Raw genomic sequence first — 14,784 nt, forward strand, 5'->3', positions numbered from 1 at the left:
TCAGCCAAGGCTCGCGGCGGTGTCGTCGCGCAATTTCTTCAATTCGGCCATCGCTTCGTCAATCTGACGACGTTGTTCGGCCAGTCCCGCAAGCTGACGATCGGCCAATTCAATCCAGCTGCGCATCTGCGCATCAGTGCCTTCTTTCTCGTAGATCAAAAGCCATTGCCGAATCTCTTCCAAGGCAAATCCGAATTTGCGGCCGCGCAGGATCAGCGTCATGCGCGCGCATTCACGCGGGCCGTAATACCGTGCGCGCCCGTCGCGCTCTGGCTCCAAAAGCTCGATGTATTCGTAATATCGCAGGGTGCGCGGTGTAACATCATAGGTCGCACACATCTCCTTGAAGGATAGTTTCTTATCCGACATGGCAAGCCCTCCTGTTGCTCAGACGTTAGGACCAAGACGCAGCCCTTGCAACCGGTGCTCTTGCAGCTTGTATGGATTAGGGATCATAAAGACGACAGCACGATCCGTGAGGGATACCATGACCGACGCCAAAACCAAAATCGCACAGCAATTCATGCAGGCCCTGCCGCATGCGCGTGCGCTTGGCATGCGGCTCGTGTCCATGGGTGACGGACAGGCCGAGATCGAGATGGACTATGATCCGCGCTTTGTTGGCGATCCCGAGACGGGGGTAATCCATGGTGGGGCGGTTTCGGCCCTGATGGACACCTGTTGCGGGGCGGCGGCGATGAGCCATCCAGCATCGCCCGGCGGCACGGCGACAATTGATCTGCGCATTGACTATATGCGCCCGGCAACACCGGGGCAGCGCATTCGCGCGCATGCGGAATGCTATCATATCACGCGTTCTGTGGCGTTTGTGCGGGCGCGTGCGATGGATGAGGATGAGGCGCGCCCGGTGGCGACGGCCACTGGAACCTTTACCGTGGAGGGCAAATGATGGCCCGTGCCCGTCCCGAACCTGTGCAGGTTGTCAAACAGCGGCGTGATGCGGCGCTGAAAGCCTTGGTTGCGGGGGTTCCCTATATCGGATTTCTTGGGGTGCAGTTTGATCGGCGGGGGGATGAGTTGACCGCCGTGATGCCGTTTGAAGAAAAGTTGATTGGCAACCCCCTTTTGCCCGCGCTGCATGGTGGCGCGACAGCGGCGTTTCTAGAGATCACGGCGATTATCGGATTGAGCTGGGGGATGCTGTGGGAAGAGATCGAAAGTGGTGCGTTCGACCCCGAGGCGATTGTCGGCGGCAAGCTGCCCCGACTGCCAAAAACCATTGATTTCACAGTGGATTACCTAAGATCCGGCCTGCCGCGTGATGCCTATGCGCGGGCACAGGTCAATCGCTCTGGCCGTCGCTATGCCAGCGTCCACGTCGAAGCGTGGCAGGACAATCGCAGCCGTCCCTTTGCCCAAGCCACCGGGCATTTCTTGATGCCGCGCCGCGATGGCTGAGGTCGCGCGGGCGGTCACGCATGCCCGTGTTCTGAAAATCGCCCTGCCCATTGTGATTTCCAATGCCACGGTGCCCATCCTTGGCGCGGTGGATACTGGCGTTGTCGGGCAGATGGGCGCGGCAGCACCGATTGGTGCAGTGGGCATTGGTGCGGTCATAATCACCGGAATTTATTGGCTTTTCGGCTTTTTGCGGATGGGCACCACGGGGCTGACCAGTCAGGCCCAAGGGGCGGGACAGGTGGGCGAGGTGGCAGCCCTTCTGACGCGGGCGCTGATGATCGGCTTTGCCGGGGGTATCGCGCTCATTGCGCTGCAAGTCCCTGTTTTCCGGGCCGCTTTTCAGATTTCGCCAGCCAGCGAAGAGGTCGAATCCCTTGCCCGGCAGTACATGGCGATCCGGGTCTGGAGCGCGCCGGCGATGATTGCGCTGTTCGGCATGACCGGATGGCTGATCGCGCAGGAACGCACGCGGGCGGTTTTGCTGCTGCAAGTTGCCATGAACGGCATAAATATCCTTTTGGATCTGTGGTTTGTGCTGGGGCTCGACTGGGGGGTTGCGGGCGTGGCGCGGGCAACGGTGATTGCAGAATGGGGCGGCCTGGCGCTGGGGTTCTGGTTTTGCCGCGATGCCTTTGCAGTACCCGCGTGGTGCGACTGGCCGCGGGTGTTTGATCGTGAGCGGCTGAAAAACATGGCGTCGGTGAACGGCGACATTCTTCTTAGATCATTGATGTTGCAGATTATTTTCATCTCATTCCTGTTTTGGGGCAGCGATTTTGGCGATGTCACGCTGGCGGCAAATCAGGTGCTGTTGCAGTTCCTGAGCATCACCGCGCATGCCTTAGATGGGTTTGCCTTTGCCGCCGAGGCGCTGGTGGGACAGGCGTTTGGGGCGCGGTCCGTGGCCCATTTGCGGCGCGGGGCGCTGTTGACGAGCGTCTGGGGTGTGGTGGTCTGCGTGGCCCTCGCAGTCATCTTTGCCAGCTTTGGCGGGGCGTTGATCGACCTGATGGCCAAGGCACCAGAGGTGCAGCTAGAGGCGCGTAAATACTTGATATATATGGCGCTTGCGCCCGTTCTTGGGCTGGCGGCCTATATGCTTGATGGGGTTTTCATTGGGGCTACACGCACCCGCGACATGCGCAACATGATGGCGTTGAGCCTTTTGGTCTATATCGTTGCGGCGCTAGTGTTGGCCCCGTCGATGGGCAATCACGGCCTGTGGCTGGCGTTGTTGATCAGTTTTGTGGCGCGCGGCATCACGTTGGGGCTGCGCTATCCGGCATTGGAACGGGCCGCGAGCCCCCTTACAGACCTTACAAAACCCCCCTCGATTTTGTAAGGTCGTGGCACCGGTTTGCAGCGCCTGCCGGATGCTGAATCACGGAGCAGGGATCATGCTGCATATCACCGATCAGATCGCCATCGAAGACTGGGAATTGACCGAGCAGTTCATGCGCGCCTCGGGGCCGGGGGGGCAGAATGTCAACAAGGTGTCGAGCGCTGTCGAATTGCGGTTCGAGGCCGAGCGGTCGCCCAACCTGCCCTTGCCGGTCAAGACACGGCTGCGGCGATTGGCCGGGCGACGCTGGACCAAAGAAGGGGCGGTCGTGCTGCAATGCGACGAGACCCGCAGCCAGACCCGCAACCGCGAGATTGTGCGGGACAGATTGGCCGATCTGATCCGCCAAGCCTTGATCGCGCCCAAGCGGCGGGTGGCGACCAAACCGACGCTCGGATCGAAGAAACGCCGCCTTGCCGCCAAAAAGCAGCGCGGAGAGGTCAAGGCGCTGCGCGGTCAGGTGGAGGGCGAGGACTGAGCCGTAGCGCGATTACGCCAAAACCGGCAAGACGGTGGCGCGACGTTGGGCTTGACCCGGCGGCGGGACTGAGGTGATCTGATCAAATCTTTGAGGAGAATGAGAATGGGTTTGCCCGCAATCACGGGAACGGGGGTGTTCACGCCGTCCGAGGTGATCACCAATGAGGAACTGGTCCTAGCCTTTAACGCCTATGCAGAGGCGTTCAACGCGCGCCATGCGTCTGAGATTGCGGCGGGAGAGATCGAAGCCAAGGGGCTATCCTCGCCCGAGTTCATCGTGAGTGCCTCTGGCATCGAGCAGCGGCATGTGATGGACAAGACCGGTGTGTTAAATCCCGAGGTGATGCACCCGCTGTTGCGGCAGCGTCGGGATGACGAACCGGGGATCATGGCCGAAATGGCGATGGACGCCTGCGCGCAGGCGCTTGCACAAGCGGGGCGGGCGGCGTCTGAGGTGGATCTGATCATTTGCGCTGCCTCGAACCACGAGCGGCCCTACCCGGCCATTGCCATCGAGATTCAGCAGCTTTTGGGCGCGGGCGGATTTGCCTTTGACATGAATGTCGCCTGTTCCTCGGCCACGTTCGGGATTCAGGCCGCCGCTGACATGATCCGGGGGGGATCGGCGCGCCGCGCGCTGGTGGTCAGCCCTGAAATCTGCTCGGGGCATCTGGAATGGCGCGACCGCGACTGTCATTTCATTTTTGGCGATGTCTGCACCGCCGTTCTGATCGAGGCGGCGGATGAGGCCAAGGGCCCGCATTTTGTGATCCGTTCGACGCGCTGTGCGACGCAGTTTTCCAACAATATCCGCAATAACAACGGGTTTCTGCGCCGAACGCGCCCCGATGGTGTGGCCGACCGCCGGGATATGCAATTTGTGCAGGAGGGGCGAAAGGTGTTCAAGGAGGTGTTGCCGATGGTCTCGGCGCATATTCTGGGGCATCTTGCGGAGGAAGGTGTTGCACCGGATGACCTGCGGCGGTTGTGGCTGCATCAGGCGAACAAGGCGATGAATGATTTTATCGGGCGCAAGGTGCTGGGCCGGGTGCCAGAGGCACATGAGCAACCGAATATCCTGCAAGATTATGCCAATACGTCCTCTGCCGGATCAATCATCGCCTTTTCCAAATATTCCGAGGATCTGATGCCCGGCGACCAAGGGCTGATCTGTTCGTTCGGCGCGGGCTATTCGGTGGGATCGGTTCTGGTGGAACGCGGCTAAGGGCGGCGCAAACCCTTGGATCAGTTTGGAAATGACATCGGGCGGCAAAGTCAGTAAGGGAAAATTGAGCAAGGGTAGCCCTCGGGACAAGGGCTCTATTGGGGAAAGCGTATGTCGACGACGGGAAGTTACCTGAAAAAGCACACCGAAGCCTTGGTCAAGGATGTAGGAATCGAGGCGGCCTGTCAGTTGACGGGCAAGTCCAAGGCGACGCTTGGCCGCTATTATTCAGACCATGAGGAACACGCCGACAGGTTCATGCCGGTGGACACTGTTGCAGCACTTGAGGCGGCCGCGAGCTATCCGCATGTGACGAGCGCCTTGGCAGAGTTGGGCGGCGTCAGTCTGAGCCTGATCGCAGAGCGGCGCAACGCGCAGGAGCGGGCAAATGTGAACAGCGACGTGATCGCGCTGTCGCAGCGGTTCGCGATGCTCATGGCCGAGTATCAGCAGAGCATCGCGGATGGGCGTATCACCGTGAACGAAGCCAAGCGGCTATTGCGCGAAACGACGCAATTGCAGCAGGTTTTGATCGAAATGAAGCTGCATCTTGAGGAAGAAGTAACCTGACGCCAGTTTCAAGGCGTCAGATGAAGGCGATATAGGCCCCGGCGAGTGCGGTGGCCCCGCCCATCAAGCGGAGCGGCACGGCGCTGGCGTGGCGGGTTTCGCGCGCCGCGGTGAAGGCGATAACGAGGCCCGCCGCGTGCAGAAGGGCCGTTGCGATGGCAAAGCCCGCGCCAAATTGCAGCGCCTGCGCCTGCCCCAATTCGCCGCCATGGGCGTGACCGTGAAAGAGTGCAAAGACCGCCACCAGCACCATCGCCAGCCCCGGCGCGGGGCGCAGGGCGAGCGCCACGACAAGGCCAAGTGCCATAATGGAGGCCAAGATCATCGGCTCAACCATCGGCAGGGGCAGACCGATGATGGCCGCCAGAAACCCCACGATCATCGCCAGAACAAAGGCGCTTGGCACAGTCCAGAGCGCGCGACCGCCGATTTGCGCAGCCCAGAGGCCGACGGCGATCATCGCCAGCACATGATCAAGGCCAAAGAGCGGATGCGTCACACCCGCGAGGAAAGAGCCGTATTCGCCCTCAGGCAGATGCGCCGCAGCGGGGCTGGCGGCGAGAATTAGGAGCGGGGCGAGAAGGTGTTTCATCAAGGGTTCCTTATGGGGTCAACCGGCGCCTCGGGGTGAGTCGCGCCTGAGCCGCAGCATGGGGAAGGCAAAGGCGGGACGCAACAAAAAACCCGGCACGCGGGTGCGTGCCGGGTCAGGTGGGGAAACCCGTTTTGGATCAGCCAAACACGCGGGTCAGGGCCGCATCGGTTGCGGCGATCAGGTGGTTGATATCGTCCTTGGTCGCGATCAACGCGGGCGAATAGCACAGCGTGTTGTTGAAGCCGGGAATCGAGCGGTTGGTGGCCCCGATGATGACGCCCTGCGCCATGCAATCGGCGACAACGGCCTGAACCCGCTTTTCATCCATCGGTTCCTTGGTGGCGCGGTCAGCAACCAGTTCGGCCCCAAGAAACAGCCCCTTGCCGCGCACATCGCCGATGACGGCGTGCTTGTCCTTGAGGGCCGCCAGTTGATCGAGCATGTAATCGCCCATGGCGACGGTATTGCCCAAGAGGTCTTCTTCCTCGATGATCGCCATGTTCTCCAGCGCCGCTGCCGGACCAGCGGTGCAGCCCCCAAAGGTCGAGATGTCGCGGAAATAGTTCATCGGATCGGTGGTATCGTCCTTGAACATATCGAACACACGCTCGTTGGTGACGCAGCAGGCGATGGCGGCATAGCCCGAGGCCACGCCCTTGGCCATGGTCACGAAATCGGGTTCGACCCCGTAATGCTGATAGCCAAACCAAGTGCCGGTGCGCCCGATGCCGCAGACAACCTCGTCAATGTGCAGGAGGATGTCGTATTTGCGGCAAATCTCTTGCACGCGGGGCCAGTAGCCGACGGGCGGGACAATCACACCGCCACCGGCGGTCACGGGTTCAAGGCAGAGCGCGCCGATGGTGTCGGGGCCTTCGGCCAAGATCACCTCTTCAATCGCGTTGGCGGCGGCGATGCCGTATTCTTCGCCCTCCAGATCCCATTGCGCGCGGTATTCAAGGCAATGCGGCACGCGCACGAAACCGGGGGTATAGGGGCCATATTGCGCGTTGCGCTGATCCTGACCGCCCGCCGAGAGACAGGCAATCGTGGTGCCGTGGTAATCGCGGTCACGGTAGAGGATCTTGTGCTTTTTGCCGCCATAGCGCTTGTGCGCGATCTGGCGGACCATTTTGAAGGCTTTCTCATTCGCCTCGGAGCCGGAGTTGGTGTAATACACGCGGCTCATTCCGGGCATTTTCGAGATCAGTTTCTCGGAAAACAGCGCGCCGGGGATCGAGCCTGCGGAACCTGCGAAATAGGGCAGTTTGATGAGCTGGTCGCGTACGGCATTGGCGATGCGTTCACGCCCGTAACCCACGTTCACGGTCCAGACGCCGCCCGACACGCCGTCGAGATGCTCTTTGCCCTTTTGGTCCCAGACGCGCATGCCGCGCCCCTCGACGATAATGCGGGGATCCGCCTTGGGGTCTGTGCCGCTCCAGGGCGCGTGCTGAATCAGGTGATGCCAGACATGCGCGCGGTCGGCCTCGACCACGTGAGAAATGTCGTTGTCGCGAAGTTTGCCGTCCATGGGGATGCTCCATCAGGTTGAGGCCCGGCGCGGGGCTCAGGCCGTCTTTATATATCATGGGTTGTTCTGTCCGCATATCAGCCGAGAATCCGGGCAGATCGTTAGGGCCAGAGCATACCATTAAATAGGTCCAGAATGGCCCGCCACCTTATGAGTCTGGCTGTAACTCTCTGGCAAATTTCGGTTTTTCACCCAAAGGAGCGGAAGGGGCGGCTGTCTAAGGCTATCCGAAAACCCCTTTTCGGAAATACTGAAATGATCTTAGCTCTGCTATAATTGCGTTGATCAGTGCCTGTGGATCGGGTTCACTCTTGGCTGTTGCCTGTTTCGGAGTGCGTATGATCCACAAGACACTGACGCAGGAGAAACCCGCCGATACGTGCGGTGTAAGACAGAAAAACGACTGTAACCAACGGGAGAAGACAAGATGAGTATGAAAAGCAAACTGATGTCGGCAGTGGCTGGCGCGGCGTTTCTGGCGGGGGCCGGAGCGGCCAGCGCAGAGGAAATCACCGTTGCCTATTTCCTCGAATGGCCGATGCCGTTCCAGTATGCCAAGGAAATGGGCACCTATGACAAGGAAATGGGCGTCAAGGTTAACTGGCGCGCGTTCGACACCGGCACCGCGATGAGTGCTGCGATGGCATCCGGCGATGTGCATCTGTCGGTCAGCCAAGGCGTTCCGCCCTTCGTTGTGGCGACAAGCGCCGGGCAGGATTTGCAGACACTCGACGTGGCCGTCAGCTATGCTGACAACGACAACTGTGTCGTCGCCTCGGCGCTGGAGATCGACAAGACCAATGCGGGCGAATTGGCCGGCAAGAAGGTTGCCGTTCCGCTGGGCACCGCTGCGCATTACGGGTTCCTCAAGCAGATGAACCATTTCGGCGTGGATATTTCCAGCATGGACGTGGTCAACATGGCCCCGCCAGAAGGGGCCGCCGCCATCGCGCAGGGCGCGGTTGATATGTTCTGCGGCTGGGGCGGTTCGCTGCGTCGCGCGCTGGAACATGGCAATGTGCTGTTGACCGGTGCGGAAAAGGAAGAGTTGGGCATTCTGGTGTTTGACGTGACATCCGGCCCGGCTGCTTTTGTCGCGGAAAACCCCGATCTGGTTGCCAAGTTCCTGAAAGTGACGGCTGATGCCAATGCGATGTGGGCCGATCCGGCCAATCGCGACACGATGCTGCCGGTCATTGCCAAGGATAGCGGCATGGATGTCGAGGCCACGGCAGCAACGATCGACACCTTTGTGTTCCCCTCTGCCGAAGAGCAGTTGACCGCCAAATGGCTGGGCGGCGGCGCGCAGGAATTCATGAAGGGCGTGGCTGAGGTGTTCGTCGAGGCAGGCAGCATCGATTCGGCGCTGGCCACCTATGAGAACAACGTCAACACCGGACCGCTGGCCGCTGCCAACGGCATGTAAGCCCGGCTGACGGACTGAAACGAGGCCCGCCCCGCACAAACGGGCGGGCCTTTGCCCAACAATCCCAAAAAAACAACAGGGGGTGGGGATGTCGACACTTACCATTGATAACATCTCGATGCGGTTCGATCTGCCGAATGGCAGCCATGTGCAGGCGCTTAAAAATGTCTCGCTAGAGATCAAGACCGGCGAGTTGATGAGCGTGCTGGGGCCGTCGGGCTGTGGCAAGACCACGCTTTTGAACATCCTTGCCGGATTTCTGGCCCCAAGTGAGGGGCAGATCACGCTGAACGGGCACCGTGTCACCGGCCCGGATGCCGAGCGCGGCATGGTATTTCAGCAAGGCGCGCTGTTTGAATGGATGAGCGTGCGCGACAACGTGAGTTTTGGCCCCCGTATGGCGGGCAAGCGGGAAAAGGAATGGGCGGGCACGGTCGATCATTTGCTCGATGTCGTGGGCCTGCGCGATTTCAAGGAAAAGGCGGTTTATGAGCTGTCAGGCGGGATGCAGCAGCGCGTGGCGCTGGCGCGCTGTCTGGCGAATGACCCCGATGTGATTCTGATGGACGAGCCACTTGGGGCACTGGATGCACTGACGCGTGAAAAGATGCAGGGTCTGGTGCTGAAGCTCTGGAAAGAAACCGGCAAGACCATCATCCTGATCACCCATTCGGTGGAAGAGGCGCTGCTTTTGGGCGAGCGGCTCTTGGTGATGGCCCCACGACCGGGGCGGGTGCACAAGGAATACCGCCTGCCCTTTGCCGAAATGGGCGCGGGCCGCGATCTGCGCGAGGTCAAGAAAGTTCCTGATTTCGCCGCCAAGCGAGAGGAAATCCTGACGATGATCTGGGACATGGAAGAAGAGATCATGGGCCGGGCAGAGGAGGCGGGCGCATGATCATCCTGATTATCTATGTGGCGATTTTCGCGGCATCGTTCTTCGTCGTGCGCTTTGGCGTGCGCAAGTTTCGGCAGATGAACGATTTTACCTCGCTCAAGACGGTGACATTCGGGGATGAAAGCGCTGTGCGCCCGGATCGCTGGGCGAGCGTGATTTCAATCGTGACGATCTTTTTGATCTGGGGCGCATTTACCGGCAGCAAATGGGTGCCGATCCATGCGCCGGGGCCGTTCATGGGCGATACCGAATTCACCTATACGCTAGAGGCCCCCGACGGCACGCGCGACGATGCGACGGTGACGGTGCGAGTGTTTACCGTGGGCGAGACGGTTGAAGATCCGGTGATCGAGCCGGGCGATGGGATTGCCAAGAATGACGTGCTGACAGTGGGCGCGTGGCGGTCGCAGCTGTTGTTGATGGACAAGAACGACGAGGTGACGCGTGATCAGGGCGCGCGGGTTGTCGCGATTGATGGCAAGCCGGTGAGCGAAGGGCAGACCGTTTCCGTGGCCGATGGCACCGTGGCCGTGACCGCCAAGGGATCGCTGAACTTCGCCCCCGCCAAGGGCATGCAGATGGAGCCTATCTGGCTTCCGGCGCCTGAGGCGGTGGTGTCGCGACTGATCGAAGTGTCAAAGCAGGGGTATCAGAATTTCACCCTGTGGGAGCATCTTTATTGGTCGCTGTTCCGGGTGATCGTGGGCTTTGCCCTTGGTGCGCTGGTGGGGATTCCGCTGGGCTATGCCATGGGGCTGAGTGATTGGTTTCGCGGCTGGTTCGATCCGATTGTCGAATTCATGCGCCCAGTGCCGCCCTTGGCGCTGATTCCCTTGGTGATCATCTGGGCGGGCATTGGCGAGAGCGGCAAGATCATTCTGCTGTTTTTGGCCGCGCTCTGGATCATGACGATTTCGGCGCGCGCAGGTGTGTCGGGCGTGGCGATTTCCAAGGTGCATGCCGCCTATTCGCTGGGGGCAAGTAAATGGCAGTTGATGCGCCATGTCATTGTGCCCAACAGCCTGCCCGAGATTTTCACCGGCGCCCGCGTTGCGATGGGGGTCTGTTGGGGCACGGTGGTGGCCGCCGAACTGGTCGCGGCGGAAAAGGGGGCAGGCATGATGATCATGGTCGCGAGCCGCTTTCAGCTTACCGATATCGTGCTGATGGGGATCATCCTGATCGGGATCATCGGCTATGGCATCGACATCTTGATGCGCAAGGCCGAAAACTGGCTGGTGCCGTGGAAGGGCCGCGTCTGAGGTAAGGTGCGGGCAGGGCCAACGCGCCCTGCCCTGCCCTGTTTACCGCCCGTGGCTGCCGTTATAGCCATTGCGCACGGGGCTTTGCCAACCATTGAGCGTGCCCGGTGCGGGTGCAAAAACCTCGACCAGCATCGGGTAACAGGCGGCTGTGTCGCTGGTATGCTCAGAGGAGCAATCGCCGCCGGGACAGGCGCTGAGACATCCCAGAATGTCGATCTCGGCAAAGAACTCCAGATAGTCGCCGGGGCGCACGGGGCTGGCTTTCATGAAATACTGACCGGTGTCGCGGGTGAAGCCGGTGCACATGAAGACGTTGAGCACATCATGAATATGGGGTTCTGCCTCGGCCAGTGTCACGCCCAATTCATCCGCCAAAGCGCGCGTGAGGTTGGAGTGGCAGCAATGGTGATACTGCACACCTGACAAGAGGTTGCCGGTATAGGGATCGCAGCGCGTGCCGATCACGTCATGCACCGAGCCGCCGAAGGCGTCGATGCCATACCAGCCCAAGCTGTCGCCGGTGATCGTGGCCATCGGGCGCAGGTGCGGGAAGGACGACCAGAGCCGTTCACCGGTGGTCACATGGGTGCCGTGGAGCGCGCGGGTCTTGCCGGAATAGAACCGCTCTGTGAGGTCATGCGCGTTCCAAAGGTTGAGATCGCCCACTTGCGGGCCATCCACGCTGGTGATGCGAAAGAATTGCCCCGCCTCGGCGCGAAAGCAGGCCGCCTCGCGCGCAGGCACCAGCACCTCTGACACTTTGGTCGCACTGGCGCGCGCGGCGGCATAGAGCGCCAGATCCGGCACCGGCAGCGTATCATTGGGGTAGCAGATCACAGGCGGCACGGCGCGACGGGCGGCGGCATCGGCGGGGGCGTTGGTCATCTTAGTCCTCTTGGGTGTCGCGGGGATTTACCGCGCAATCCAAAGGCGGTTTGCCGTTGGATGTAAAGACCTGCGCGCCGCAAGCCATGCAGCGGTAATAGGATTGCCCATCGCGGTCTTGTCGCCGGTCCGCGCGCCAGCGGCAGGAGCGTGTCCGCCGGTTGGACAGGATCAACACCAGCACGAAGGCGATGACCAAGCCCGCGACGACGAGCATGAAGCTATCCCTTGGCCATGGTGCCAAGGCGGCAGTCAGGGGCGGCCTGTCGCACCGGCGCATGACAGGGGCAGGTGACGAGGTGATCGTTGACCATCCCCACCGCCTGCATGAAGGCATAGGTGATGGTGGGACCGCAGAACTTGAAGCCGCGCTTTTTCAAATCCTTGGAAAGTTTTACAGAAATATCGGTTTGCGCTGGCACCTCTGCAAGCGTCTGCCATTCGTTCTGAATGGGCTGCCCGCCGACGAAATCCCAGAGGTAGCGATCAAAGCCCTCGTTGGCCTCAATCACCGCCCAAGCGCGGGCGTTACCGATGGTTGCCTCGATCTTGCCGCGGTGGCGAATGATGCCGGGATTGGCCAAGAGGCGCGTGACCTCAGCCTCGCCCCAAGTAGCGATGACATGGGGATCAAACCCTTGGAATGCCGCGCGAAAACTCTCGCGTTTGCGCAGGATGGTGATCCAGCTCAGCCCCGCCTGAAACCCGTCGAGAATGAGCTTTTCCCAGAGGGCGCGGCTGTCATAGTCGGGCACGCCCCATTCGGTATCGTGGTAGGACAGGTAAAGCGGATCGTCACTGACCCAGCCACAACGCTCCATGCAATTTCCCCTCTAGCCCGGCGCGCAGGCGGTTTCGTTCAAATGCGCGCTTTAAGCCATCCTTAAGCCATCTGCCCCAGTTTGAGAACAGGCGTTCCGGAGGGGCAAATGGGACAGAAACACAAATGGGCCGATATTCCAGCGGGATTCGATACTCCGCTGTCCTATGCCGTTTCGGCGCGGGACCGATCCGTGCTCGATATGGTCAATCAGGCGGTGCATCACAAACAGGTGCTGTTGGCCTATCAGGCGGTGGTGCCTGCGCGCCAGCAGGATCGGCCTGCGTTCTACGAAGGGCTGATTCGTGTGCTCGATGCCACCGGACGGGTGATCCCCGCCAAGGATTTCATCACCCAGATTGAGGTGACGGAAACCGGGCGGATCATCGACTGTCTGGCGTTGGAAAAGGGGCTGCGCACGCTGATCAACTATCCTGATCTGCGGCTGGCCATCAATATGTCGGCGCGCTCGATCGGCTATTCCCGCTGGATGCGCACGCTGAAAAAGGGGCTGAGCGATGATCCCACCATTGGCGAGCGGCTGATTCTGGAGATCACGGAAAGCTCGGCGATGCTGGTGCCCGAACTGGTGACAGGCTTTATGAAAGAGTTGCAGGCGAAGGGAATCAGCTTTGCGCTTGATGATTTCGGGGCGGGCTATACCTCGTTCCGGTTTCTCAAGGAGTTCTATTTCGACATCCTCAAGATCGACGGGCAATTCGTGCGCGGCATCGCCACGGACCCGGATAATCAGGTGCTGACCGCCGCCTTGGCCAGCATCGGCCAGCAATTTGACATGGTGACAGTGGCCGAAAGCGTCGAGAAGCCAGAGGATGCCGCCTATCTTGCGGCGCTGGGGATCGACTGTTTGCAAGGGTATTACTTTGGGGCCCCCACGGTGCGGCCACCTTGGATTGACAGCGCCCTTGACCGCGCCACCGCTTGAATGTGACACTCCGTCCGTTGCCGCAGTGCGGCATCTACGATATGACGCCGCGTAACGGCGGAGGTGACAGACAGGGTGTGCATGAAAATGTGACACTGTCGTGCCATGCTCTGGCCCGGCAAATCCTGGTGGAGGACATAGATGACCAATGTAGTAATCGCATCCGCAGCGCGCACCGCTGTCGGATCTTTTGGCGGCGCTTTCGCCAATACGCCGGCGCATGATCTGGGCGCAGCCGTGCTTGAGGCAGTGGTTGCCCGTGCAGGCATCGAAAAGGGCGAAGTGTCCGAGACGATCCTCGGTCAGGTGCTGACCGCAGCGCAGGGCCAAAACCCCGCGCGTCAGGCGCATATCAACGCCGGTTTGCCGATTGAATCCGCCGCCTGGAGCATCAATCAGGTTTGCGGCTCTGGTTTGCGGGCCGTGGCGCTGGGCGCGCAGCACATCCAGTTGGGCGATGCCGCCATCGTCTGCGCCGGGGGTCAGGAAAACATGACGCTGAGCCCCCATGCCGCCTATTTGCGCGCCGGGCACAAGATGGGCGATATGACCTATATCGACACGATGATTCGCGATGGTCTGTGGGATGCGTTCAATGGCTATCACATGGGGCAGACCGCCGAGAACGTCGCCGACCAGTGGCAGATCACCCGCGACGTGCAGGACGAATTCGCCGTGGCCAGCCAGAACAAGGCCGAAGCCGCGCAGAAGGCGGGCAAGTTTGACGAAGAAGTGATCGCCTTTGCCGTCAAGACGCGCAAGGGCGACATCATCGTCGACAAGGATGAATACATCCGCCACGGCGCGACAATTGACGCCATGCAGAAGCTGCGCCCCGCCTTTACCAAGGATGGCTCGGTCACGGCCGCCAATGCGAGCGGTCTGAATGACGGTGCTGCCGCGACATTGCTGATGAGCGCCGATGAGGCCGAGCGGCGCGGGATCGAACCGCTGGCGCGCATTGCGTCCTATGCAACCGCCGGGCTGGACCCGTCGATCATGGGCGTGGGTCCGATCCATGCCAGCCGCAAGGCGCTGGCCAAGGCCGGTTGGACTGTCGCCGATCTGGATCTGGTCGAAGCGAATGAGGCCTTTGCCGCGCAGGCCTGTGCGGTCAACAAGGAAATGGGCTGGGATCCGGCCATCGTCAACGTGAACGGCGGCGCGATTGCCATTGGCCACCCGATTGGGGCCTCGGGCTGTCGCGTGCTCAACACGCTATTGTTCGAGATGAAGCGCCGCGGTGCCAAGCGTGGTCTGGCCACGCTCTGCATCGGTGGCGGCATGGGCGTTGCGCTCTGCGTCGAGCGTCCGTGAGGCGCGCTGGCGCGGTCTGAGACAGGATCAAGGGCACCTCAGACGGTGCCCTTTTTCTT

General features: G+C 60.8%; 17 protein-coding genes. 11 read left to right on the top strand and 6 right to left on the bottom strand.

Annotated elements, in window-relative coordinates:
- Nucleotides 1–369, bottom strand: a complete 369-nt coding sequence (locus RAK1035_RS03870; RefSeq protein WP_008279617.1) for a MerR family transcriptional regulator — start codon at nt 367–369, stop codon at nt 1–3.
- Between the two features lie 118 nt (nt 370–487).
- Here RAK1035_RS03870 and RAK1035_RS03875 point away from each other — a divergent pair, with 118 nt between their 5' ends.
- The 6 genes from RAK1035_RS03875 to RAK1035_RS03900 all read left to right on the top strand — a co-directional run bounded on the left by RAK1035_RS03875 (nt 488) and on the right by RAK1035_RS03900 (nt 5,039).
- On the top strand, nt 488–910 hold the full coding sequence (locus RAK1035_RS03875) for a PaaI family thioesterase (RefSeq protein ID WP_008279618.1): 423 nt from the start codon (nt 488–490) through the stop codon (nt 908–910).
- Nucleotides 910–1,419 carry a PaaI family thioesterase gene (locus tag RAK1035_RS03880; RefSeq protein WP_037296845.1) on the top strand — a complete coding sequence of 170 codons (510 nt, stop codon included), beginning with the start codon at nt 910–912 and terminating at the stop codon, nt 1,417–1,419. The genes RAK1035_RS03875 and RAK1035_RS03880 overlap by 1 nt, the downstream gene beginning before the upstream one ends.
- Nucleotides 1,412–2,764: an MATE family efflux transporter gene (locus RAK1035_RS03885; RefSeq protein WP_008279620.1), complete on the top strand. Its 1,353-nt coding sequence runs from the start codon at nt 1,412–1,414 to the stop codon at nt 2,762–2,764. The genes RAK1035_RS03880 and RAK1035_RS03885 overlap by 8 nt, the downstream gene beginning before the upstream one ends.
- 55 nt (nt 2,765–2,819) lie before the next feature.
- Nucleotides 2,820–3,242: an alternative ribosome rescue aminoacyl-tRNA hydrolase ArfB gene (arfB, locus tag RAK1035_RS03890; RefSeq protein WP_037296848.1), complete on the top strand. Its 423-nt coding sequence runs from the start codon at nt 2,820–2,822 to the stop codon at nt 3,240–3,242.
- 105 nt (nt 3,243–3,347) lie between these two features.
- Entirely contained in the window at nt 3,348–4,469 is a 1,122-nt protein-coding gene (locus RAK1035_RS03895; RefSeq protein WP_008279622.1) for a beta-ketoacyl-ACP synthase III, read from the top strand.
- Nucleotides 4,470–4,580: 111 nt separating this feature from the next.
- Complete coding sequence (locus tag RAK1035_RS03900; RefSeq protein ID WP_008279623.1) at nt 4,581–5,039, top strand: phage regulatory CII family protein; 459 nt, start codon at nt 4,581–4,583, stop codon at nt 5,037–5,039.
- 16 nt (nt 5,040–5,055) lie between these two features.
- Here the strand turns inward: RAK1035_RS03900 and RAK1035_RS03905 are convergent, their stop codons facing one another.
- Together RAK1035_RS03905 and RAK1035_RS03910 are read right to left on the bottom strand one after the other, a co-directional pair.
- Entirely contained in the window at nt 5,056–5,631 is a 576-nt protein-coding gene (locus tag RAK1035_RS03905) for a HupE/UreJ family protein (protein WP_008279624.1), read from the bottom strand.
- 139 nt (nt 5,632–5,770) lie between these two features.
- Entirely contained in the window at nt 5,771–7,168 is a 1,398-nt protein-coding gene (locus RAK1035_RS03910; RefSeq protein ID WP_008279625.1) for an aminotransferase family protein, read from the bottom strand.
- A gap of 427 nt (nt 7,169–7,595) precedes the next feature.
- Between RAK1035_RS03910 and RAK1035_RS03915 the strand changes: the two genes are divergently transcribed.
- The 3 genes from RAK1035_RS03915 to RAK1035_RS03925 all read left to right on the top strand — a co-directional run bounded on the left by RAK1035_RS03915 (nt 7,596) and on the right by RAK1035_RS03925 (nt 10,754).
- Nucleotides 7,596–8,594: a taurine ABC transporter substrate-binding protein gene (locus RAK1035_RS03915; protein ID WP_037296853.1), complete on the top strand. Its 999-nt coding sequence runs from the start codon at nt 7,596–7,598 to the stop codon at nt 8,592–8,594.
- Between the two features lie 88 nt (nt 8,595–8,682).
- Complete coding sequence (locus RAK1035_RS03920) at nt 8,683–9,492, top strand: taurine ABC transporter ATP-binding protein (RefSeq protein WP_008279627.1); 810 nt, start codon at nt 8,683–8,685, stop codon at nt 9,490–9,492.
- Nucleotides 9,489–10,754, top strand: a complete 1,266-nt coding sequence (locus RAK1035_RS03925; protein ID WP_008279628.1) for an ABC transporter permease — start codon at nt 9,489–9,491, stop codon at nt 10,752–10,754. Before RAK1035_RS03920 ends, RAK1035_RS03925 begins: the two co-directional genes overlap by 4 nt.
- 42 nt (nt 10,755–10,796) lie before the next feature.
- On the opposite strand, the gene RAK1035_RS03930 is transcribed toward RAK1035_RS03925, so the two are convergent.
- Genes RAK1035_RS03930 through RAK1035_RS03940 form a run of 3 tightly spaced genes read right to left on the bottom strand, consistent with a single transcriptional unit; the run spans nt 10,797 to nt 12,463 of the window.
- Complete coding sequence (locus RAK1035_RS03930) at nt 10,797–11,642, bottom strand: urea carboxylase-associated family protein (RefSeq protein WP_008279629.1); 846 nt, start codon at nt 11,640–11,642, stop codon at nt 10,797–10,799.
- 1 nt (nt 11,643) lies between these two features.
- On the bottom strand, nt 11,644–11,859 hold the full coding sequence (locus RAK1035_RS03935) for a hypothetical protein (RefSeq protein WP_008279630.1): 216 nt from the start codon (nt 11,857–11,859) through the stop codon (nt 11,644–11,646).
- Between the two features lie 4 nt (nt 11,860–11,863).
- Entirely contained in the window at nt 11,864–12,463 is a 600-nt protein-coding gene (locus RAK1035_RS03940) for a DNA-3-methyladenine glycosylase I (RefSeq protein WP_008279631.1), read from the bottom strand.
- Between the two features lie 108 nt (nt 12,464–12,571).
- On the opposite strand from RAK1035_RS03940, the gene RAK1035_RS03945 reads away from it, so the two are divergent.
- Both RAK1035_RS03945 and RAK1035_RS03950 read left to right on the top strand, forming a co-directional pair.
- On the top strand, nt 12,572–13,408 hold the full coding sequence (locus RAK1035_RS03945; protein WP_008279632.1) for an EAL domain-containing protein: 837 nt from the start codon (nt 12,572–12,574) through the stop codon (nt 13,406–13,408).
- A 141-nt stretch (nt 13,409–13,549) separates the two neighbouring features.
- Complete coding sequence (locus RAK1035_RS03950) at nt 13,550–14,725, top strand: acetyl-CoA C-acetyltransferase (RefSeq protein WP_008279633.1); 1,176 nt, start codon at nt 13,550–13,552, stop codon at nt 14,723–14,725.
- The last annotated feature ends 59 nt before the right edge of the window (nt 14,726–14,784 follow it).

The sequence above is a fragment of the Roseovarius sp. AK1035 genome (genome assembly GCF_003288315.1).
Lineage (GTDB): Bacteria > Pseudomonadota > Alphaproteobacteria > Rhodobacterales > Rhodobacteraceae > Roseovarius > Roseovarius mucosus_A.